Origin of the sequence: Paenibacillus sp. FSL R10-2796 (assembly GCF_037965315.1) — a bacterium.
GTDB lineage: Bacteria > Bacillota > Bacilli > Paenibacillales > Paenibacillaceae > Paenibacillus_AQ > Paenibacillus_AQ odorifer.
Map to the genome: position 1 here is coordinate 1172464 of NZ_CP150178.1, position 22261 is coordinate 1194724.

The following is a 22261-nucleotide window of genomic DNA, read 5'->3' on the forward strand; positions in this document are numbered from 1 at the left end:
AGGCTGGAGAGTTCGCTGTAGATCTCTGTAGATCTCTGTGGATCTCTGTAGATCCCGCAGATCCCGCAGATCCCGCAGATCCCGTAGCTCTCGCAAGGTCTGGCAAACTCTCGCATCTTAGCTATCTCTCGCTACTCTAGAATACCCTCAAACACAAAAGGAGCAAGATTCCATATCGGAATCTTGCTCCTTTTATAACTTCAAAGGGCAGTCTCAGTATATGAGACATGCCCTTAGTCCCTAATACATTAGGTCTCAATCAGCAGCAGAATGATAGAGGATAAGGATAGGCAAACACTAATCAGGCAAAGCACGGCAACGACCTGCTTCTGGTTCAGGCCTGCCCGAAGCAGGCGGTAATGAGCCTGGGTGGCATCGGCTTGATAAATGGACTTGCCTTGGATGAAACGTTTGACTACGACAAAAATGTTGTCGAAGATCGGTACGCCCAGCGCCAGAATCGGAATGAACAGCGACAGGACGGTGGCTTGCTTGAACGCTCCGTCGAGTGCAATTACCGCTAGGATGAAGCCGAGAAAGGTTGCCCCGGCGTCGCCCATAAAGATTTTGGCGGGCGGCTTATTGTAGCGCAGATAAGCAAGCGTAACGCCAATCAGTGAAATTGCCATAATGGCAGATGAGGATTGCCCCTTTGCCAGTGCGACAACAAATAACGTAATCGCCGAAATGGCCGTCAAGGCACCAGCCAGACCGTCCATGCCATCCGAGAAATTAATAACTGTGGTTACACCGAAGATCCAGATAATCGTCAGCAGAAACGATAGAATGACAGGCAAAACGATATAATCGCCTGAGAATGGATTGTAGAATCCGGTAAAGGCATTGCCAGAAACATAAACTAGGATCGCTGCGCTAACTTGTACAATTAACTTGGGCAGAGCTGGGAAATCTTTGCCTTTCGTTTTGTACCAATCATCCACCGTGCCTATGGTCAGCAACAGTACGCCACCTACAAATAATGCGACAGTCTCCATGGAGAAATCACGCGCGAACACCAGATAAGTGATAAAAAATCCGATGAATATGGCGTAGCTGGCCGTTAGCGGAATGGGCTCTCTATGAATTTTACGCTCAACGTCCTGCCGAGGCTTGTCCACAAAATCAAGCCGAAAAGCAAGCTTGCCGAGCGGCGGAATTAGAAAGTAGACGATAAGAAATGACATTAGAAATGATAAAACGTATAAAATGACGCTCACCACCGTTTTCTTTTTAAAATACCACAGATCGATTAAATCTACCTTAAAAAAGTAAAATTTTGTCGTGAGGGGTGTGAAGTTGACTTGCCAGCAACGCTGTAGTACCTTGTTGAGAAAAGCCTTTGGGGGATATTTATGAAATACGATGTTATTTTATTTGATGCCGACGATACGTTGTTTGATTATGGAATGGCAGAAAGTCACGCGTTGTCTAATGCCTTTCTACACTTTGGGATGCCCACAGGTGCAGCAGATTATGCTGCCAGTTATCAAGAGATTAACCACGCATTGTGGAGGGATCTAGAACAAGGAAGGATTTCATCTGCGGCGCTGCGGGTAGAGCGGTTCAATCGGTTGTTTGCTGCACATGCGCTTGAGCTTGATCCTGAAACATTCAGTGAGGCCTATCTACGTTTCTTAGGCGAAGGAACCTTTCTGATGCAGGGAGCAATCGAGCTATGCGGAGAGCTTGCAGATTGCCGCCTGGCGATTATCACGAATGGAATCAAGGATGTGCAAACTTCCAGAATCCAAGGATCGCTGCTGAGTGATACATTTGAGCAGATCATTATCTCAGAGGAGGCAGGATGTCAGAAGCCAGAGACGGGGATTTTTGATTATGCTTTTGCCAAATTGGGGATTGAAGATAAGGAAAAAGTATTGATTGTGGGTGACTCCTTAACCTCTGATATTCAAGGCGGAATTAATTATGGGATTGATACCTGCTGGTTTAACCCGCTAGGGAAGATTAATGAGTCCGGCGTTCAGCCAAAATACGAAATCCGAAACCTGTCGGAGCTACTAGATATTGTAGGGAAAGCTACTAACCTTCAATAATAAAATAAGGTGTGAGCGCATAAGCGGCTCACACCTTTTATTTAGTAACCTGAAAGAGGTTTATTGCCGAGTATCCAGCGGCTTCAGATACGCCTCGATTTGCTGGCGTTTCGATTCCAGAAATGGCGGCAGCGCAAGGGATTCACCTAAACTTTCCATAGGCTCATCTGTAGCAAAGCCTGGTCCGTCTGTAGCCAACTCAAAAAGGATGCCGTTAGGCTCGCGGAAATAGAGGGAACGGAAGTAGAAGCGGTCGACGAAACCGGAATTAGGAAGCTGTGCCTGGCGGATGTGTTCGATCCATTGCTTCAATTCGTCTTCATTATCTACGCGGAATGCGACGTGATGTACCCCGCCACGTCCCAAATGCTCTTGCTCCAGATCATTGCGTTCCTCCAGATGAACCTCAGCACCTGATCCGCCTTCACCAGTCTCGAATACGAGCACATCTGGCTGGCCGGCAACTGTTGAAGGGTAGGTTCCTATACGGCGGAAGCCAAGCAACTGCTCTAGCACTACCGCTGTATGTTCTGCACTTTCTACTGTGAGATGTGCGGGTCCTAAGCCTACAATGCCATATTGGGCAGGTACTGGGCTTTTAGCCCAAGGAGTACCGCCGGCAACACCGTTATCATTTTCGTCGGATACGAGAATGAAACGTTGGCTCTCGTGATCGCGGAAGGATAAAGTCTGGCGTCCACCAAGTTCCTGTATCGTCCCATGCTCCACGTTAAGCTCGGTGAAGCGTTGCTCCCAGTAGGTAAGTGCGGCATCGCTTGGCACTCGAAGGGAGAGCGCGGAGATGCTGTTATTGCCCTCTCGGTTGCGGCCTGCCATCGGAAGCTCGAAAAAGGTTAATTCGGTTCCGGGATTCCCCTTCTCATCTCCATAGAATAAATGGTACACTGAAATATCATCCTGATTTACTGTTTTTTTAATGAGACGCAGTCCGAGTACCTCTGTATAGAACTTAAAGTTCTCCTGTGCTTTGCCTGTAATAGCTGAGACATGGTGAAGTCCTTTTAACGTTAAACTCATGGTAGTTACCTCCGTGTAAATGCTTTGGGTTTGTGGATTATTTTAATTTATTTTTAATATATCGATAGAATCTTTGGTGAATATTATTAAGTTACTATAATTTTAATAGTAATAAGAAACTTTTGCAAGTGGATATTAATGTTTCATGAAATTTAATTCATACATAAGGAGAGAGTATAGTGCACACAACAACAAGCTTGATGAAACAATTACAGGAGTTAGGGATTGATCCACAGGGGACCATTCTAGTTCATTCCTCGTTAAAAAGTGTTGGCGAAGTAGAAGGAGGCGCGAACACGGTGCTGGATGCACTCAGTGAATATATGAAGGATGGGCTGCTTGTTTTGCCAACGCATACATGGGCTTATATTAATGCGGATAATCCGCGCTTCTTTGTTCAAGATTCCCCATCTTGTGTAGGGATATTACCGGAGCTGTTCAGAAAACGTCCAGGTGTTGTCCGCTCTTGGCATCCGACTCACTCTGTAGCGGCTTTGGGTGTTGATGCTGAGGCGTTTACTGCAGGGGATGAACGTTGGGATACGCCATGCGCCCGTGGTTCAGTGTGGGGCAAGCTGCTTGATCGGAAGGCGGAAATAGTACTGCTAGGCGTCGATCTGCGGCGGAATACGTTCATTCACGGTATTGAAGAGTGGGTGGATATTCCGGGCAGAATGACGGATAGTCATGAGGAATTATATACGGTGACGCCGGGTGGCGATGAAATCATGGTGCCTTCTCGCAGACATTGTGGTCTCTCTTGGTCGGAGCATTTTTGGAAAGTGGAACGCGAGCTTGAGGAAGGCGGTGCCATGCGTAAGGGGAACTTCGGGGATGCACTAGTTAGAGTGTGTGGAACAGTAGAAACGACGGATATTTTAAGCCTGATGCTAAAAGAGAATCCTGATCTTTTCTCCGATAATGAACCGCTGCATGGTGAGTCGAAACCAGATCCGCTTCCAAAGACCAGACGTGAACAACCGTAGGTGGGAGAGGCTAAACCATTTTTTCAGCACGCACAATCTGGAAGCCGCTATCAATGTATGGTATATTAATCTCACTAAAACATAGTAAGGAGATTGGAAATGGAAAAAACATTGGTCTTTGGACACAAAAATCCGGACACGGATACTATTTGTTCGGCAATTGCTTATGCAGCACTCAAAAAAGAATTAGGCTGGGATGCTGAGCCAGTTCGTCTGGGAGACGTTAGTGGTGAAACGCAATTTGCGCTTGATCATTTCGGAGTTGAGGCTCCTCGTCTGGTAGAGAACGTAGCTGGAGAAGCTAATCAGGTTATTCTTGTTGACCATAATGAACGCCAACAAAGTGCGAATGACATTGATCGAGTGCGTGTAATTGAAGTTATCGACCATCACCGGATCGCTAATTTTGAGACTGCACATCCGTTATACTACCGTGCTGAGCCAGTAGGCTGTACTGCTACTATTCTTAACAAAATGTATAAAGAAAACGGTGTAGCTATCCCTAAAGACATCGCCGGATTGATGTTGTCTGCAATCATTTCTGATTCCTTGCTGTTTAAATCTCCAACCTGCACCGCTGAAGATGTAGCTGCAGCACGCGAATTGGCTGAAATCGCTGGTGTAAATGCAGAAAGCTACGGCCTTGATATGCTGAAGGCTGGTGCTGACCTTAGCGACAAGAGTATCGCTCAACTGATCTCCTTGGATGCTAAGGAATTCAAAATGGGTGAATACAAAGTAGAAATCGCCCAAGTGAACGCGGTCGACGTTAATGATGTACTCTCCAAGCAGGCTGAACTAGAAACTGCACTGACTTCCATTATTGCTGAAAAAGAATTGGATCTGTTCCTGTTCGTAGTTACAGATATCCTCAACAACGATTCGGTGGGTCTGGCTCTGGGCCGTGTTGCAGGTGCAGTAGAACAGGCGTACAACGTGAAGCTTGATGACAATAAAGCACTTCTTAAGGGTGTAGTATCCCGTAAATCGCAAATCGTACCGGTACTTACAGAGACAATTGCTAAACTGTAAAGCATTTTGACAGTTGCGTTGTATTTTGTACAATAGAAATCCTGTCTATGAGAGTAGATTGGATAAAAAGAGCTCATGCCCCATCAGTAGTTAAGATGGTGGCATGAGTTCTTTTTGTTTTACGGCGTATTCTGCTACAATATTTTGGGAGGAGATCCAACAGATCCTCTTCTAATTGCATGAACTTTGAACCAGCATGAGGAATATGACAAAGGGATAGGGGATATTGGAAATGGAATTGTTTGCAGCATTGGAACGGGACGACTACGAGGAATTATTATTTTGTCAGGATAAGGCATCGGGATTAAAGGCGATCATCGCGATTCATGACACGACACTGGGACCAGCACTGGGTGGAACACGGATGTGGACCTACGCTACGGAAGAGGAAGCTATTGTTGATGCGCTTCGATTAGCAAAAGGGATGACCTATAAAAATGCAGTATCCGGCCTGAATTTGGGTGGTGGGAAAACAGTAATCATTGGAGATCCCAAGAAGGATAAAAATGAAGCCATGTTCCGTGCTTTCGGAAGATACATACAAGGTTTAAATGGACGGTACATAACTGCTGAAGATGTAGGGACTACGGAAGAGGACATGAACATTATTTATCAAGAGACAGATTATGTTACTGGCACCTCACCTACGTACGGTTCTTCGGGCAATCCGTCACCAGCAACGGCTTACGGTGTTTACCAAGGAATGAAGGCAGCCGCTAAAGCCGCCTTTGGCAGTGATTCGCTCGAAGGGAAGACAGTAGCTGTTCAAGGCGTGGGGAACGTGGCCTTTACACTGTGCAAACATCTTCATGAAGAAGGAGCACAGCTTATCGTAACGGACATCCATAAACCAGCCGTTCAACGTGCAGTAGAGGCCTATGGCGCCAAGGCTGTAGATCCAGGCGATATCATCAGTGTAGATTGTGATATTTATGCTCCTTGCGCTCTTGGAGCGACAATTAACAATGAATCCTTACGGGTAATCAAGGCGAAAGTGATTGCAGGAGCTGCTAATAATCAGCTGAAGGATTCCTCGCATGGTGATGCACTTCATGAGATGGGGATTGTATATGCTCCAGATTACGTGATTAATGCAGGTGGCGTCATTAATATTGCGGACGAGCTGAACGGCTATAATAAGGAACGTGCCTTTAAGCAGGTGGCGAAGATTTACGATAATATTACCCGCGTAATGGAAATTTCCCGTTTGAACGGAATACCTACTTATGCCGCTGCGAACCAGCTTGCAGAGGACCGGATAGCGCTATTAAGAAATAGCCGCAGCACCTTCCTGCGTAATGGTCAACATGCACTTAGCAGAAGATCGCTGCGGGGATAAGCTGTAATAAAAAACTCGGCAATTTCCATCCGATTACAACTTCGGAGGGACTGCCGAGTTTTTTTATGTTCTTTTATTTCTACAAGAAACGTTTATTCTCTTTCGAGGACGGTAACGTGGTTTCTGCTTATTCCTAATTACTGAACCTTTTGCGGTTCTGGGTAAGTGACGCCGAAGGTGTCGACCGTCACCTTTTTCATGACTGGTGGCTCATCTGGACGATCAGAACCGTCACGAGGCAGGCTCACAATTCTTTTTACAGCTTCGATACCTTCAGTTACTTTACCAAAAGCGGCGTAGCTTCCATCTAGACTAGGGTAAGCTGCATCCATAATAAAGAACTGGGAACCGGCAGAGTCAGGAGCCTGTGATCTTGCCATGGATAGAACACCTTCTGTATGCAGAAGGTTATTGGTGAACCCGTTGCCAGAGAATTCTCCGGCGATACTGTAACCCGGACCTCCCATACCTGTACCATCAGGGTCGCCGCCTTGAATCATGAAGTTAGGAATTACTCTATGGAATATAGTGTTATCATAAAATCCTTTTTGAATAAGTGAGATGAAATTGTTTACGGTGTTAGGGGCAACCTCAGGGTATAGCTCAGCTTGGATGATATCCCCGTCTTCCATTTCAATGGTTACTAAGGGATGACTTGCCGTAGCTGAAGGAACGCCTTCAGTTGGGGCTGCACTTTCCCCAGGTGCTGATCCGCTGCTTCCATTATTACTGCTTGCATTGTTATTGTTTGGCTTGTTACCGCAACCTGCCGCAATAACCATGACCAGGCATAACATGATCAGAAGAATAGCGGATTTTGTTCGTGTAGACTTCACTAAATAATCTCTCCTTTTTATTGAATAATCTCGTAGGTACTTCCCATAATACCTCCTTTGTCCTATTACATGCAAAGGTCAGTTATGACTTCTGGGATTGGCACATCTTAAAAAGAAGTTTACAATGGTAGGATGTTTCCAAAGAGAACATCGAGAAAGGATGTGCATAGGATGCTCTTTTCGTGGAAGCGGAATTTGATCGTGCTTTGGGTAGGGGTTTTCTTTTGTAGTACAGCTTATTCGATCTCGATTCCCTTCCTTTCCATTTTTTTGAGCGACGAACTTGGGGTTTCAAATCATTTGGAGATTTGGTCAGGGGTTAGTTTTGGAATAACCTTTCTTGCCAGCGCTTTAATCTCTCCCTATTGGGGTTCGCTAGCCGACAAGTATGGTCGGAAACCGATGCTTATTCGCTCGGGTTTTAGTCTGGCAGCTTTATACCTTATTAATTATTTTGTACATGATCCTTATGTTTTTTTGATTGTGCGTGTGCTGCAAGGACTGCTTGCCGGTTTTGTTCCAGCAGCTATTGCAATGGTAGCCACCAATACACCTGAGCATAAGACGGGGTACGCTTTAAGTATTATGTCTACAGCCGGAGCGACAGGTAGTATTATTGGACCATTAATTGGCGGTGTAGTGAGCTATTATACCAGCAACCGGATTGCTTTTTTATTCTCAGCGGGTATTGTACTTATCTCAGCGCTCATTGCTACTTTTTTTGCAAAAGAGGAGAACTTCGACCGTTCGGCTCCAAGGTCACATGTAAGTGATGATATCAGGGAAGCGAGAAGTAACCGAGCTTTTATTACTTTGCTCTCGCTGGCGGGAATCAGTACCTTCTCCGTTATGATTCTGGAACCGTTAATCCCAATTTATCTACTGGACATGGGGATCTCCAAAAATAGTGCCTCGCTAAGCTCGGGAATCGTATTCTCTGCTGTGGGGATTGCTACGGTGCTGATGGCTCCGCAGTGGGGCAGACTCGGCAGCCGAAAAGGCTTTGGGATGATCTTATTTATTGGTCTGATCGGGGGCGGGATCGGTAATATTCTACAGTTTTTTGTTTCGGGCTATGTAGAGTTCGCTATCCTTCGCTTTGCATACGGCTTGTTCTATGCAGGTGTGCTGCCGTCAGTCAATGCCATGATTGTACAAGTAATTGAGCCGGGATTCCGTGGACGGGCCTTTGGCCTGAATCAGGCGGCATCTCAGCTTGCGACGATGGCTGGACCGATTATCGGCGGCTTATTGGGCGCGTTTATTCCAATTCGTTGGGTGTTTGTAATCAATGGAGTGATGCTGCTGGTAGCAGCGATATTGGTTAAGACCCGCAAGCTGGAAGCACAAATCGCCGCTGCTCGTCCCGCAGAACAGCCAACAAGGATGCAGGGCTAACTGCTACCTCAATGAGCATGTCGTTATTTAGAAATAACATAAAGCCGCCGGGCTCACAGCCCGGCGGCTTTATTCATATTAAGCTGCTATTCTCCCTGCGAACCGTTCAAAACGTCTGTTCCCGGCATAACATCCACTGGCGGGGAGGCAGGGTCAATAATGGAATTTGGATATACATCGTCCGCATCTGGAACATCCTCCAGCGGCTCATCTTCTTCTTCCATCTCCAAGAGTTCCTCATCCTTAGTATAATCCGTATCATCTAGGGTTAATCCTGCGGTTTCAGCGGCTAGATATGCATCGGATTCCACCAGCTCATCTCTTTCGATTACATCCTTAGGTGAGTTTAAACCAATATCTGCTGCCAAGTATTTATCGCCAACCAAGACAGGATCTGCGTCATCATCAACAATATCCTCTTCGTCCATATCAGCTTGTATATAACGTTCATATTCAAAGTCAGCTTCAGTTTTATTTGGTGAACTATCCATAGCCGTTCACTCCTTTTTTATGATAAAATTTGAACTTCCTATGTTTATCTTTACCCGTTTGACCATGATCGAATCGCTGATCCAATAAATGGGTATGTCTATATTGGATTAGTAAAAAATGGGTGAAAGCAAAAGCTGATGAAAAACGTTCTTTTTCGAGAAAATTTACAAGAATAGGCAGGGATAGTGCGAAGCTTGTCGAAATTAAGAAGCATATATGAACGTTTAAACAACTAATGAATTACTGAGGTGCTACGATGAAGTTGCCAAAGCTCAATATAGCGGCTGCTTTTTTATTAATTCTACTGCTGACCGCTATGGTTCCTTTTGGTACGGCGATAGTGAGTGCTGAATCATCAGACTCTACGCTGCCCAATTGGGAGATTAAATTTGAACGTATAGAAATAGATCATATTGAAGAAGCTGTGGCAGCTCTTGATGAAGAATGGACTCGTGTTATGCCTCATGGGAAAAGCCCAGAGACTCCAAGTGGAGCAACCTCAGCCTGGCTGCGGTTTACTTTACCACAAATTAGTGATAAATCTGCGTTATTCATAGATAAAGTATATGGAAATAATGTTAAGGCTTATTTAAATAACGAATTAATATATGATTCCGGAAAAGATTTTAATTTCAATGGCAGTAAGGTTTTCATTCCTCTGTCCAAAAGTGTTGGAGGACAACAGCTATATTTATGGACCCATGGTGGCAGCAAAGACTTAGGGATTCACGGCGAAATAAGAGTAGGCCAATACGATGAGCTGTTATCTGTTTATGTAAAGCAGGGCTTAATGGATCTGATCATTGGAACGACGCTTATTTTTATTGCGATTGTACTGCTGATCTGCTCGCTATTCATGAGAAAAGGCTATTTTTCAGGCGGATATCTATTGGTGCTGATTATTTTATCCATTGGCGTCTTAGTGGTAACGTATTCATCGTTCCTGCCGACAATCCTCGGCGATTATGGAGAGATCGTACTTGTTTTCTTTGATGTAGCTTTATATACGCTTTTGCCATCCTTTACATTTTATTTTGAGAAAATATTTGGTCCAGGGAAAAAGAGAATCGTTACACGTTTCCGTAAGTTTCAAATTGTCTATTCTGTATTTTGTTTTTCCCTAATGGTTATTAATATTCTTCTGTCCTATCAGGTGGATGACTTTTATCGATTGATGACTACGAGTGTGCTAGGTATCCTTATGATTGTACAAATTATACTTTTGATCAGCTTAGCGTTTATACACGCGAACCGTGGCAATGTAGATGCTGTTATTTTTACTTCAGGCTTCTCAATATTTGCTTTCATGTCTCTTAGTGAACTGGTCATGTTCTATGCATCGGGGCAATCCTATCAATTATATTGGTGGAAATGGGGAATGGTGATTTTCGTAATTGCCTTAATCGTCATTCTGGGAAGAAGGTTTACTCGAAACCATGAACAGCTTATTGAATATTCCCATCAGCTTGAGAAGTTCAATAATGATTTGCAGCGCTCGGAGAAGATGGAGATTATTAGTGAGCTGGCAGCTTCGGTTGCCCATGAAGTACGGAATCCATTGCAGGTTACCCGGGGGTTTCTGCAGATTCTTGGGGAGCGTTCAGATCAAAAGGAGCGGGAATATCTGCAAATGGCAGTGACAGAACTGGATCGAGCTACGCTCATTATTACAGACTTCCTAACCTTCGCTAAACCAGGACTTGAAACCGTAGAGCAGCTTGATGTGTCTGAAGAGTTGAGGCATGTGACGGGTATTCTTTCTCCGTTAGCGAATCTGCAAGGGGGCGTCATTGAACTTAATCTGCAGCCAGGACTTTACGTTACTGGATCATCTGCCAAGTTCAAGCAAGCGTTTATCAACATTCTCAAAAATAGCATCGAAGCTTTAAAGGACAATGGGCTGATTAAAGTCACAGCCTGGAAGTCTGGAAAACATATAATAATCAGTGTTCATGATAATGGGGAAGGGATGAACCGGAATGAGCTGGCTCGGTTAGGGGAACCATATTACTCCAATAAGACCAAAGGAACGGGGCTTGGACTGATGGTAACCTTTCGGATTATTGAGGCGATGGAGGGATGCACTGAGTTTCGCAGTGAGAAAGGGGAAGGGACTGAAATTATAGTAAAAATACCAGAACTTAGAAGAATTTAGAAGTAATTTATGATAATTCCGTTTTTTAGAAGGAAAGAGTGAGGGGCTGAGCGAAGTAGTACAGACAGAATATTGTTTCTGATACTTACTTCTGAGGTGCATATATGCGCTTGATGATTAAAGTCCTACATATAGCAATAGCTCTTACTCTCCTTCTGATAGGATATAGTTCAATTGTTGTATCAGCAGCGACCCCATATCCATCCCAAGAAATTACCAGTTGGCAGATGAGATGGGGCGATGGAACCGAAAACAGCGGCATAGAGGTTCCACAGAATAATGACCAGCAGTATTGGATAAATGTGAATGCTACGAAGGAAATCCCACATCTGCCATCAGGCGTATCCACTTCTTGGACTCGTATTTCCATACCTAACTTTAGTTATATCTCCCCTTCAATCTACATTGATACTTTATATGCTCTTCATGTGAAGGTGTATGTGAATGACCGTTTGATCTTCGAGGAAGATCGTAATTATATTAAGGATAACTATTCTTTGTTGTTGCCTTTGAGTCAAAGCGATAGTGGGAAAACATTATACATTTGGACTGAAACGCTGCAGGATAGAATCGGAATTAAAAATGAAGTAGTGATCGGTGAACACAACCTGTTAATCAATGATTATATTAAAAATGGACTCAGCGATGTGATTTTGGGCTGTGCTTTTTTTCTTGTGGCTATCGTTCTATTTATAAGCTCTCTATACATTAATAGGGACTATTTTTCCAGTGTGGCTTCACTAGCCGTTGTAATAGGTTCAACCGGAATTCTTTCGATAACCTATTCTCCTTTTATTTATACCTTTTACAGCGATTTAGGCGCGATTAGTAATGTATTTCTTGATTTGGCTTTATTCTCACTTTTACCGGCGCTTACTCTTTTATTTGAAAAAATATTTGGCAGTGGAAAATATGGGATCGTTCGTCGTTTTCGTCAATTTCAAGTCATTTACTCCTCATTTTGTTTGCTATGTCTTTTGATCAATTTTCTATCGAATAATAGCTATATTGAGTTTTATTATTTTGTATCCACCACTATTATCGGGTTCATCCTCATCCTTCAGTTCATCTTGCTGATCGTATGTGTGATTATATTTTCGCTTAAAGGGAATAGGGACGCTATCATTTTTGCCATTGGCTTTGGAACGGCTGCATTTACTGTAGTGTCAGAGTTACTGTGGTATTACATTCATAAGGGGAACTATGATTTATTCTTGTGGAAGTGGGGCATTGTGGCCTTCATAATCTCCTTGATCGTAATTCTGGAGCGAAGACTAGCCTATAGCCATCAACAGGTTGTTAACTATTCTAAAGAATTAGAGCGTTTTAACAACGAATTGCAGCGTTCAGAAAAAATGGAAATTATTAGCGAGCTTGCTGCATCTGTTGCTCATGAAGTGCGGAATCCACTCCAGGTAACTAGGGGTTTCCTTCAGCTGCTTAGCGAGAAATCCGTTGGTGAAGAGGAAATATTTATGTCGATGGCCCTTAGTGAGCTGGATCGTGCTTCCGGGATCATTACGGATTTCTTAACCTTCGCAAAACCGGAATTTGAGACGATTTCCAGTCTGAATTTGTATAATGAATTTAAGCATATTGAGAGTATTATGCAGCCGCTTTGTCATTTAAATGGAGGGAAAATGATTCTCGATGTATCGGGCGAATTATGGGTGAAGGGGAATTCCTCAAAGTTTAAGCAAGCCTTCATCAACATTATCAAAAATAGCATTGAATCTTTCCGTGACGAAGGGTTTATCTATATGTCGGTGTATGCGGAAGAGGAGAACGTAATTATTCATATCAAAGACAACGGGGAAGGGATGGACGCGGATGTCCTGCACCGATTGGGAGAGCCTTATTTCACTAAAAAGAATAAAGGGACAGGTCTTGGATTAATGGTCACTTTCCGCATCATCGAAGCTATGCAAGGTAAAGTGAAATTCACAAGCAAAAAAGGAGTGGGAACCGAATCCATCACCATACTGCCATTGGCAGAAGCTCCGGATGATTCTCACTCCTTAGGGGGTTAATCTTGTTGTCTTACCACGAACCGCGTGGTGCTGCGGTTGCCTTCAATACATCGGAAGTAGGACTTGGTGGAATTACAAGATAGAATTCGTTGGAGCCTTCTTCTACGGCTTTCAAGGTAACGCTGTCGGGAATAATTACGCCTAGTGCTTCTTGGAGAGCCGCTTTTGGGTCTGAGAGTAGTCTTTTCTTGAAACTTGGATCTTCCCATGCCTTTTGAATGACTTGATTTCTAAGAATTGCTTCTGACATAATAATCACCCTTCCCAAATTGTATATATTTACCTTTAATAATATAACATAGCAAAACTACTAATACTATTCTTTTTATTACAAAATAATAGAATTAATGGACATTTTTTGACAACCAATGATATAATCCTCCGTTTAGCAAGAGCTGCTTGTCCGCTTCGATGGAATCAGAGATCTGTTGTAAGTTACTTACTAGCATGGAATGGAACGCGATAAGATGAGGGGCATCAAGGTCGGAAGCTGTAACTTTGTTATGTGTGTCGTGTGCTAATTGCGTATAGGTATGTAGACCATTTGCAGTGAATAGATAAAATTCGACCTCTTGCGAAGTGAGTTTAGCTGCACTGCTGTTTGGCAGATGTTTGCGAGTTAGGGAGAGAAGACAATTATAGTTGCCCGCGGATAAATCTTCTTTCCAGTCCTCATAGTCATCCAGCATTTGCAGTGTAAGCAAAACCGAATGGATAAGTTCTTCAGCTTGCGGCACTAAATCACTCTTTCCAGACATCAGAAGGGCAGCGGTGCTGGATAGCTTGAGCGGACTGGCTTTATAGGAGATTTTGACCCGATCATTAAGAAAATAGTCACTGGTATTTTCGTTGCTAACACTATCTGCCCACTCCATGATATAACGATTAAATAAGATCCAGAAAGCAGATGGCTCCGGAAATAGTATCCGGTAGATATTTAAAAATTCGACATAAAGCAAATTCGCCAAGGGCAATTTTTCGTATGCGGAGGATTCTTGGCTGTCCATCAGGTCATCCTGTATGAAGAAATACAACATAAAAAAGACGTTGCCCATCGACATCTGGCGAGTAACCTCTGCAGAGATTCCGCATCCCTTCTGCAGCCAAAAGGGTAAAAGATAACATATGTAGTTTTTGTGGCTTTCAGCGTTAAATACGTTAAAATGCTCAAGATAGGACATGCCTTGTTGATTTAGAGGTTCTGGAAATTCGGAAATAATCCGTCTGCTTTCTTGGAATACCAAGCGCAGTTCATCTTCGTAGTCATTTAGCCAATCCATAACAATCCTCCTATAAAATTTTTACGAAAATGGTTCTTTTGCCCTGATTATAGCTTTCTCTTTATTCCATTACAACTAAAATTTAGGAGGTATTAGCAAATATGGAATGGTATACTTTCGGCCAAATGCTTATGGCGATTCGAATGGGCCAAAAGGCGGAAACACCGGATGGCCGCATGGTTATGCGTACCTCCACAGGACTTTTTTGGATAAACGGAATCCTGCAGGGAAAAGTGGTAGAAATTAAAGACTATCTGTTCTCTGACCTATGGCGAATCTATGAGGATCAGGAAAGCCAGCAGGAGGGAATTGGCAGGGAACAACACGAGCAACGTGAGCGGGAGATGCTTGAGAATCAATATGAAGAGCTGCGTTGGGCGAACCGAAAACGTTAGTTCAACGTTCGATTACCCAACAGCAGCTATATAGTGAATCTTAATAAGAGGGATTAGGAACTTACGGATGCGGAGAGCTCTGATTTTAATGCTTCATATTGACTCCGCAGGCGTTGAAGTTTCGAGATACTTTGCTCCAAGCCGCCGAGCCGGTTGCGTTCCGTCCACAAGAGACGATATTGGTGAAGGAGTACATCAAGATCATTGATTTGCTTTGTAATCAGCGCAGGATCAAGCGAATCTGGTGCTGATGTCAACTGTAGCTTGATTCTGCCAAGCTGCACAGCATGCTTCACGAAATGGATGCCATTACTCAGTTCTTTCAACACAAGAGCAGCATCCTCGCATTGAAGATCTAGCCCCGATAGCCGCGCCTCAATGGAGAGTAGATATTCTTCGAGATGATTGAAGTGTTCCTCAGTAAGCTTCTCTATGATTAGGAAATTGTCTAGATGGGTACGCAGCAGCAGGGACATTTCTGCATCATTTGAACGGTTGATACTGGATTCAAGCTGATAGTAATTGCCGAGATCCAGGAGCAGTTGGCCAATTCCCTCAGAACGATCTGCAAAAATAAATCTATTTAAATACTGTGCAGTATCTGCTTCCAGATTATGATCTACACTCCAGGATAGGGCTGCGCCGTAGGCGAAGCCGGCATAGCTGACCGGCAGATGCTGCCAGTGTCCAAAATCTCCCCAATCCGTAATGAGATAACCGATAGCGCCGTTGTTTTTGCCATGAATAGCTGCACTGCGCAGATTGGCTAACATATTGTCTGTGCGTCCTGTAATGGAGTTCCATGAGCTGGTGCCTGGGCAGACATAAAAAGGAATACCTGCTTCACGGAATTTGAGCGTATCGGACTCGAAGGGATGCTCCGCGCTATAACCCCATTCCATAGCAATAATATCCTTAGGAAGCTGAGGAATCAGTTCGGGATGCTGGATAATGATATCGCCCCAGAATTGCATCGTTTTGCCACGTTTTGTAACCAATTCATAAATTTTTTGCAGGAATGATAAATAGAGTTGACCTTTGCCTTGTGTTTCAGCCAGAGCTTTGTTTTTACCAAGGCCGAGTTCATAGGTCTCATCGCAGCCTACATTAAACTGATTGGAGCTAAAGTAGGGCAGCAGATCGTCAAACATTTTGTCTAGCAGAGGTAGTACAGCAGGATCTTCGGTATCAAAAGTACCAGGGTGCATAAATAAGCCTTCTGGATAAACGTCCTGCGCATACAAATTCTTCGGAAGCATAAAGCCTTCGGGAATTTCAGCTAAAGCGTTGAATTCTGGACGAGAAAGCCAGCCCTCCATATGCCCAAAGCTATTCTGATTGGGAACAAGCTCTATATAACGTGCTTTGCAATAGGCATCCAGAAGCAGGATTTCCTCTCCGGTAATTGGGGTTTCAAGCTCCCAGACTTGAGGGAAGGATTCATAAGCGAACGGAGCACCTTCTATATATAGCTGAAGTTCATTCATCTTCAAATCAGCCATAAGGTCAATGATCCGGTACAAGGTTTCTTGCTTCGGGATTTTATTGCGGCTGATATCTATGAGCAGGCCTCTGGCTCCAAAATCAGGTTCATCGCGAATATGCAGCTGAGGTATAGATTTTCCACTTTGTTCTATGATTTGTTTCAGGGTTGCTGCTGCGTAGAAAGCGCCTACAGGAGAGCTATAGGAGACAACGATACCCTTCTGTTCGACAACAATCTCATAGGCCTGTGCAGACAATAATGGCACATAGTTAAAGTTACAGACAGATACAACGGTTGGACGTAAGCCAATGGATAAAGTCAGCTGCAGATTCAATGCTTGTGCAATTACTTCCTGTAGTTTTCGTGCAGCTGGCATGGCAGATTGTTCTTCCATATTAGGAAGCACGATGCTTCCGCTTGTTGGGAAATGGAAGGAGCCTTGTGACAATGTGATTTCACGCGGATTAGGGAAAAGCAGTAGTGTAGAATGATTAAGCATAGCGTGGACACCTCTTATTCATGTAGAATATGATCATCTTCACAATAACCTTATCACTACTAAACAAGGGGAGGAATGCCTATAATGTCCAAGCACATGGATTATATGATCAGTCCATATCCAATAAGAATTATTGATCCCAAGGTTGAATCCTCCAAGCTGAAGCTCAAGAATATAAGGGTGGGACAGGCAGGACATCTGCCAGGAAGAACGTTATTCCGTTCAGGTGTAGTTTTTGAGCACTGGGCCATTGTTTACATAGTGTCAGGTAGTGGCTCCTACATGGAGATTGGGGGAAAAGAGCAGCAGGTGCGTGAAGGCAGCTTATACTTTTTCCGCCCAGGTTACAGTTATAACTTTGGTCCACCACCGGGAGGCAGCTGGGATGAGTATTATATTAACTTTAATGGCACGCGTGTATCGGAATGGCTGGAATCGGGCCTCATAGCCGGGGGAAATGTTTTTCAAGCCCAATCTATAGTAGGTCTTACTACCTTATTTGAAGAAGTGCTGGAACGGATGGAGAGCGGAGAACCTGTAGATGCGGATCGGGCAGCATTATTGCTCGAAAGAATGCTGCTGGAGTGTTCTTTTATAATAGAAGAAAAAAGTTGGAATTCTCAGGCTGATTATATGCGTCAGATTCGGGAAGACCTGAACTTATGCATTTATGGTGAAATGGACCTAGAACAAATAGCGGCAAAACATCATGTTTCGATGTCTACGCTTCGTCGTCTTGTTCGGCGCAGCAGTGGATACCCGCTTCATGAATATATTCACCGTCTAAAAATGGCGGAAGCCAAAAAGTTGCTTTTCAACACATCATTACAAATTAAGGAAATTTCTAGTATGCTTCATTATAATGATCCGTTCTATTTTTCTCGTTTATTTAAAAAATATATGGGGATCGCACCCCAGCTTTGCCGGAATAACATTTAAATCGACATCATCCTACTAGAGTCCCAACAGCAATTGTTATAATTTGTATAATTGTTGTCGTTTTATAAGATATGTTGAAAATTATGGATTAATATTACATAAATACGTTAGTTCTTATTAACTATAGTGGATAAAATTCCAAATTTTAGTGATAAAACCTACTAAAAAAATAATAAATTTTTTGTAACTATTTTTCAAATGGAAGCGCAAACATGGGAAATGTCAACTTGTTATTGTGATTTTTCTCATGTATGATGCTTTTATCGAGCACAGTACAATCTTACATTTTCCAAAAAACTGGAGAATAGGGTGGTGGGATGAAAATCAAACCAACTGCAGAAGACAAACTGATTGCGTATTACAGGTATTTTTCATTGTCCCTCACATCACTCATGTATCTTCTAGATCAGACGGGACCTTCCATAATTTATAAATCACTTATTATTGCTATACTTGTTATGTTTGCACAAACGTTCTCATTTTGTTATCGAAGGCTACGCAGCAGGCCGAAGACTCTCGTCCTGGCTGTTAGTATAGAGATGGTGGGAATTATCGCATTGACCTTGTTTACGGGTGGGTACGAAAGCTCTTTTAGGCTTTATGTGCTAAATCCTGTATTGATTGCTGCAGGCTCATTGTCCATTTATTTTGGATGGTCGTTGCTCTTAAGCTACATCAGTATTTTTGCGGTGCTCTGTTATTTTTTTATCAATTCTGCGAACAGAAATTTTCTGGAAATTGTATTTATAAATGGGAATCTGTTTCTAACACTGGTACTTACGGTTATAATAATGCAGATCGTTAATCGGATGAAGCGGCAACGTGAAGAATCGAATGCTCGCACGAAAGAGACGATGGAGCATATCAAATCCCTGTACCATATCGTGGAAACCTCAAGCCAACATGATTTCATGAATATCGGTCAAGTGATCACCGATTATGTTGTTAAGCTAACGAAGCTGGATAAGGCTTTGTTTTGGTTCGCCAAGAAAAGCGGAGAACCAGCTCCGCAGAGCAGGCAGACCGGCTGGCAGCAGGAAGAGGAACAGTTCCTATTCTCAGAACTGGGAAAACATGAGCATGAATGGAGATTGCAGCGAGAGCCTATTTTTAGAAATCTGCCGGGATTAGGAGATTTCCTGCTGATGCCTGTACGGATGAGCACCCGTTTTGTAGGGATGATTGGACTCAAGCTGGAGTCTACAGAGGGGCTGGAAGGCCGCAGATGGTATATTCAACAATTGATATTCTTATCTGAGCTAAGTGCGAATATTCTTGAAAGACATGAGCTTGGTGTGATCGAGAACCGGTTGATCATCACGAACGAACAGAACCGGATTGCGGATGAAATGCACGATAGTGTATCGCAGAGCCTTTTTGGTATTGTGTATGCGACGCATTCGCTGAAGGAATCGTGGAAGAGAATGTCAGATCATGAGCTAGAAGAACAAATTGAGCTTATTCATGATTCTGCTACAAAGGTTGCTAAAGAACTGCGGATCACGATCTACAGTCTTAGCTCCAAGAAGAGTGGCGGTCCTACTTGGTTGGGCATGGTAAGATCACATTTGAAGAGCTTATCCAGGTTAAATGATGTTGATATTGATTTAAAAATAACGGGCGATGATTTCAGTCTCCCTTATCCTTACCACAAAGCGCTTTTTCGGATTATCTCCGAAGCCACTGGTAATGCCATCAGGCATGGTGCTGCCAGTCGAGTGGATGTAGAACTGTCTCTAAAGCCGACTTGGATTCGATTATTGATTTGTGATAATGGTGTTGGTTTTGATACTGATTTGTTATGGATTGAATCTGAAGATAGTGTAAGCGGACTTGGCATGAAGAATATGCAATATTTGACCCAGTCGCTCGGCGGCGACTTTCAGTTGTCCAGTAATGAGAGCACAGGAACAAGAATTATGATTTCGATTCCTGTCGGTGTAGCTGAATTAAAGAATGCATAAACTTTAGGCGGGAGGTCGTTTCTGTGAAAATCGTCATTGTAGATGATCATCCTTTAGTTAGAAGAGGACTGGCATCTGTCATTTCAATGCAGCCGAATGTGCAGTTTGCAGGTGAGGCAACGAATGGCCAAGAAGCGCTTCTTGTGATTGAGGAGACGCAGCCTGATCTTGTATTGATTGATCTTAAGCTAGCAGATGAATCGGGATTGGATGTCATTAAGACAGCACGTGCTCGTGGTATCGTTAGTAAGTTCATTCTGTTGACGTCATCTGCGAGCAGAGAGGATTTCCTGAAGGCTGAAGAAGTACTAGTAGATGGATATGTACTGAAAGAGGCGTTGCCTGAGGAGTTACTGTTTGCTATCCAATTGGTGCATAAGGGAAGAAAGTATTACGATCCTGGTCTGATGGAAGATAAAATGCGCATGAGTGGAAGCAGCCCAACGGATGAATTGACACCCAAAGAAAAGGAAGTCCTGATCGAGCTGGGGCAGGGCGCATGCAACAGAGAAATTGCTTCACGTCTTTTCATTAGCGAATTTACGGTGAAAAAGCATGTCAGTCAGATTTTAGCAAAATTACAGGTGGCTGATCGTACACAGGCAGCGCTTTATGCAAATGCTGTCGGATTAACCAAATATGAAATGTCATACGAGTGAAAATTGAAATAATTCGTAAGCATTGTACATGAACACGGACAGGTTGTCCGTGTTTTTTTTGTGCGTTAAAACTTAAATTAGCCCTATATATGGCACTAAAGTATACCTAATCCCCCTCTTAAGAGGTATAACGTCTTACTCCAAAGTGAAGAGGAAAGTGATGGTATGAGCCATGTGGCGAATGGTGTGGATTGATAGAATTAAAGCAACAACTGAAACTTTCATGAATGCTTTCAGAATGTAATTTTAGCGGAAGGAGGGTTACTGTGGAAAAGACGATTCTGGATTACATTAACCTGATAAAAAAAAGGTTTTGGCTCATCATGGTGTTCGTTTTGATCTCCTGTGCTACGACTTACTATGTTAGCAAAAACTTCGTTGAACCCGTCTATTCCGCTTCCGGACAGCTGCTTGTCAACAACATTGCCAAAGCTACCGAGAGCAACAATCTTAACGATTTGAGCTTTAGCCTGAATTTAATTGAGAGTTACAAGGAAATTATGAAATCACCAACCATCATGAAAAGCGTAATAGAAAATCACCCGGAGTTTGGTCTCACGGCCGATGAACTAAGTCAGAAGCTTGAGATTAAAACTTCAGAGAAGAGTCAGGTGATCAACCTCAATGTTCAGGATGAAAGCTACACCAAAGCTGCCGGGATCGTAAATGCGGTATCGCAGACATTCATTCGTGAATTGCCGTCGCTGATGAGGGTAGACAATGTTACCTTGCTGACACCGGCCGATCCGACTGATGTTCCAGGGCCCTCGAACGGCGGGTTTGCGATGAATCTCATCATTAGCTTTGTTGTATCCCTTATGGCTGCCTTAGGAATTATTTTGCTGATGGAAACACTTAACGGCACATTAAGGTCTGAAAAGGAAGCGGAATATGACCTTGGTCTACCGGTAATTGCTTCGATCGCAACCATTCGCAAACGTGATTTGGGTAAGGCGGCAGGCGACACCAGAGTGAAGGAGGGTGCTTATGTTGCGGCTAAATAAGAGTCTGGTTACAGACGTTAATCCATCCTCGCATATCTCCGAATCGTTCCGATCACTGCGCACATATATACGTCAGCTTGAACTAGCGCAGGGCGGCGGAGGAAAAGTGCTGCTCTTTACATCAGCAGAAGCTGGGGCAGGCAAGACGACAATCTTGTCGAATCTCGCGGTTTCTTTCGTCCAGGACGGCAAGAAGGTAGCGGTGGTTGACTGCAATCTGAGACATCCCGGTCTTCATACCGTGTTTGAAGTAGAGGGGAGTGACGGGCTTGCGGCTTATTTAAGTGGGCAAGAGGAAGCAGATAACATCGCAGTCCTCGGAAACTTAGCCAATCTGTCAGTCATCCCGGCGGGAAAAACTCATGTTAGTCCGCCGGATTTGCTGGGGAACTCCAAAATGACCGCTTTGCTTGAGGAACTAAAAGAAAACTACGATCTGATCCTGCTGGATTCTCCTTCGGCAGTCGATTTCAGTGATGCTCGTATATTGGCACCTCAAGCGGACGGCGTGATTCTGGTGGCCAGATACGGAAAGTCCAAACGGGAATCGATTCGCAAAGCGAAGACGCTGCTTGAACAGACCGGCTCTAATCTAATCGGAATTGCCATGAACCAGGCGAAGTAAATGTTTATGCTTTCGAAGGAAGTTTTGCTTGAAGTCAAATTATTGAAGCT

The 22261-nt window shown here is 43.6% G+C and carries 20 protein-coding genes; 13 read left to right on the top strand and 7 right to left on the bottom strand.

The window, feature by feature from the left end:
* Positions 1-248: 248 nt before the first annotated feature.
* Positions 249-1184: an MraY family glycosyltransferase gene (locus tag NST58_RS05175; protein WP_076129282.1), complete on the bottom strand. Its 936-nt coding sequence runs from the start codon at positions 1182-1184 to the stop codon at positions 249-251.
* Between the two features lie 168 nt (positions 1185-1352).
* On the opposite strand from NST58_RS05175, the gene NST58_RS05180 reads away from it, so the two are divergent.
* On the top strand, positions 1353-2054 hold the full coding sequence (locus tag NST58_RS05180; protein ID WP_076194170.1) for a YjjG family noncanonical pyrimidine nucleotidase: 702 nt from the start codon (positions 1353-1355) through the stop codon (positions 2052-2054).
* A gap of 60 nt (positions 2055-2114) precedes the next feature.
* On the opposite strand, the gene NST58_RS05185 is transcribed toward NST58_RS05180, so the two are convergent.
* Positions 2115-3092, bottom strand: a complete 978-nt coding sequence (locus tag NST58_RS05185) for a ring-cleaving dioxygenase (protein ID WP_076129280.1) — start codon at positions 3090-3092, stop codon at positions 2115-2117.
* A 179-nt stretch (positions 3093-3271) separates the two neighbouring features.
* Here NST58_RS05185 and NST58_RS05190 point away from each other — a divergent pair, with 179 nt between their 5' ends.
* The 3 genes from NST58_RS05190 to NST58_RS05200 all read left to right on the top strand — a co-directional run bounded on the left by NST58_RS05190 (position 3272) and on the right by NST58_RS05200 (position 6449).
* Positions 3272-4078, top strand: coding sequence for an AAC(3) family N-acetyltransferase (locus NST58_RS05190; RefSeq protein ID WP_339246583.1), 807 nt, complete (start codon positions 3272-3274; stop codon positions 4076-4078).
* A gap of 99 nt (positions 4079-4177) precedes the next feature.
* Complete coding sequence (locus NST58_RS05195; RefSeq protein WP_076129278.1) at positions 4178-5110, top strand: manganese-dependent inorganic pyrophosphatase; 933 nt, start codon at positions 4178-4180, stop codon at positions 5108-5110.
* Between the two features lie 232 nt (positions 5111-5342).
* Positions 5343-6449, top strand: coding sequence for a Glu/Leu/Phe/Val dehydrogenase (locus tag NST58_RS05200; protein WP_248547923.1), 1107 nt, complete (start codon positions 5343-5345; stop codon positions 6447-6449).
* A gap of 137 nt (positions 6450-6586) precedes the next feature.
* Here NST58_RS05200 and NST58_RS05205 read toward each other — a convergent pair whose 3' ends face one another.
* A complete protein-coding gene (locus NST58_RS05205; protein ID WP_076282133.1) occupies positions 6587-7246 on the bottom strand; it encodes a peptidylprolyl isomerase in 660 nt (219 codons plus the stop codon).
* A 210-nt stretch (positions 7247-7456) separates the two neighbouring features.
* On the opposite strand from NST58_RS05205, the gene NST58_RS05210 reads away from it, so the two are divergent.
* On the top strand, positions 7457-8683 hold the full coding sequence (locus tag NST58_RS05210; protein WP_339246585.1) for an MFS transporter: 1227 nt from the start codon (positions 7457-7459) through the stop codon (positions 8681-8683).
* 86 nt (positions 8684-8769) lie between these two features.
* Here the strand turns inward: NST58_RS05210 and NST58_RS05215 are convergent, their stop codons facing one another.
* Positions 8770-9174: a hypothetical protein gene (locus tag NST58_RS05215; protein WP_339246588.1), complete on the bottom strand. Its 405-nt coding sequence runs from the start codon at positions 9172-9174 to the stop codon at positions 8770-8772.
* 257 nt (positions 9175-9431) lie between these two features.
* On the opposite strand from NST58_RS05215, the gene NST58_RS05220 reads away from it, so the two are divergent.
* Together NST58_RS05220 and NST58_RS05225 are read left to right on the top strand one after the other, a co-directional pair.
* Positions 9432-11330, top strand: a complete 1899-nt coding sequence (locus tag NST58_RS05220; RefSeq protein WP_076194178.1) for a sensor histidine kinase — start codon at positions 9432-9434, stop codon at positions 11328-11330.
* Positions 11331-11443: 113 nt separating this feature from the next.
* The gene (locus NST58_RS05225) at positions 11444-13360 is read left to right on the top strand and encodes an ATP-binding protein (protein ID WP_339248750.1); all 1917 of its coding nucleotides are present in this window, start codon (positions 11444-11446) and stop codon (positions 13358-13360) included.
* Positions 13361-13370: 10 nt separating this feature from the next.
* Here the strand turns inward: NST58_RS05225 and NST58_RS05230 are convergent, their stop codons facing one another.
* Complete coding sequence (locus NST58_RS05230; RefSeq protein ID WP_170914256.1) at positions 13371-13610, bottom strand: NHLP leader peptide family RiPP precursor; 240 nt, start codon at positions 13608-13610, stop codon at positions 13371-13373.
* A gap of 94 nt (positions 13611-13704) precedes the next feature.
* Positions 13705-14640, bottom strand: a complete 936-nt coding sequence (locus NST58_RS05235; protein WP_076185030.1) for a hypothetical protein — start codon at positions 14638-14640, stop codon at positions 13705-13707.
* 101 nt (positions 14641-14741) lie between these two features.
* Between NST58_RS05235 and NST58_RS05240 the strand changes: the two genes are divergently transcribed.
* On the top strand, positions 14742-15035 hold the full coding sequence (locus tag NST58_RS05240) for a hypothetical protein (protein WP_076129272.1): 294 nt from the start codon (positions 14742-14744) through the stop codon (positions 15033-15035).
* A 53-nt stretch (positions 15036-15088) separates the two neighbouring features.
* Here NST58_RS05240 and NST58_RS05245 read toward each other — a convergent pair whose 3' ends face one another.
* Entirely contained in the window at positions 15089-17020 is a 1932-nt protein-coding gene (locus NST58_RS05245) for a glycoside hydrolase family 20 zincin-like fold domain-containing protein (protein WP_076185031.1), read from the bottom strand.
* Between the two features lie 84 nt (positions 17021-17104).
* Between NST58_RS05245 and NST58_RS05250 the strand changes: the two genes are divergently transcribed.
* From NST58_RS05250 to NST58_RS05270, 5 genes are all read left to right on the top strand, one after another.
* Positions 17105-17959: a helix-turn-helix domain-containing protein gene (locus tag NST58_RS05250; protein WP_038568894.1), complete on the top strand. Its 855-nt coding sequence runs from the start codon at positions 17105-17107 to the stop codon at positions 17957-17959.
* A gap of 317 nt (positions 17960-18276) precedes the next feature.
* Positions 18277-19923 carry an ATP-binding protein gene (locus tag NST58_RS05255; RefSeq protein WP_076137153.1) on the top strand — a complete coding sequence of 549 codons (1647 nt, stop codon included), beginning with the start codon at positions 18277-18279 and terminating at the stop codon, positions 19921-19923.
* A gap of 23 nt (positions 19924-19946) precedes the next feature.
* Positions 19947-20582: a response regulator transcription factor gene (locus tag NST58_RS05260; RefSeq protein WP_036676623.1), complete on the top strand. Its 636-nt coding sequence runs from the start codon at positions 19947-19949 to the stop codon at positions 20580-20582.
* 266 nt (positions 20583-20848) lie between these two features.
* Entirely contained in the window at positions 20849-21586 is a 738-nt protein-coding gene (locus NST58_RS05265; RefSeq protein WP_339246592.1) for a Wzz/FepE/Etk N-terminal domain-containing protein, read from the top strand.
* The gene (locus NST58_RS05270; RefSeq protein WP_076218270.1) at positions 21570-22211 is read left to right on the top strand and encodes a CpsD/CapB family tyrosine-protein kinase; all 642 of its coding nucleotides are present in this window, start codon (positions 21570-21572) and stop codon (positions 22209-22211) included. The genes NST58_RS05265 and NST58_RS05270 overlap by 17 nt, the downstream gene beginning before the upstream one ends.
* The last annotated feature ends 50 nt before the right edge of the window (positions 22212-22261 follow it).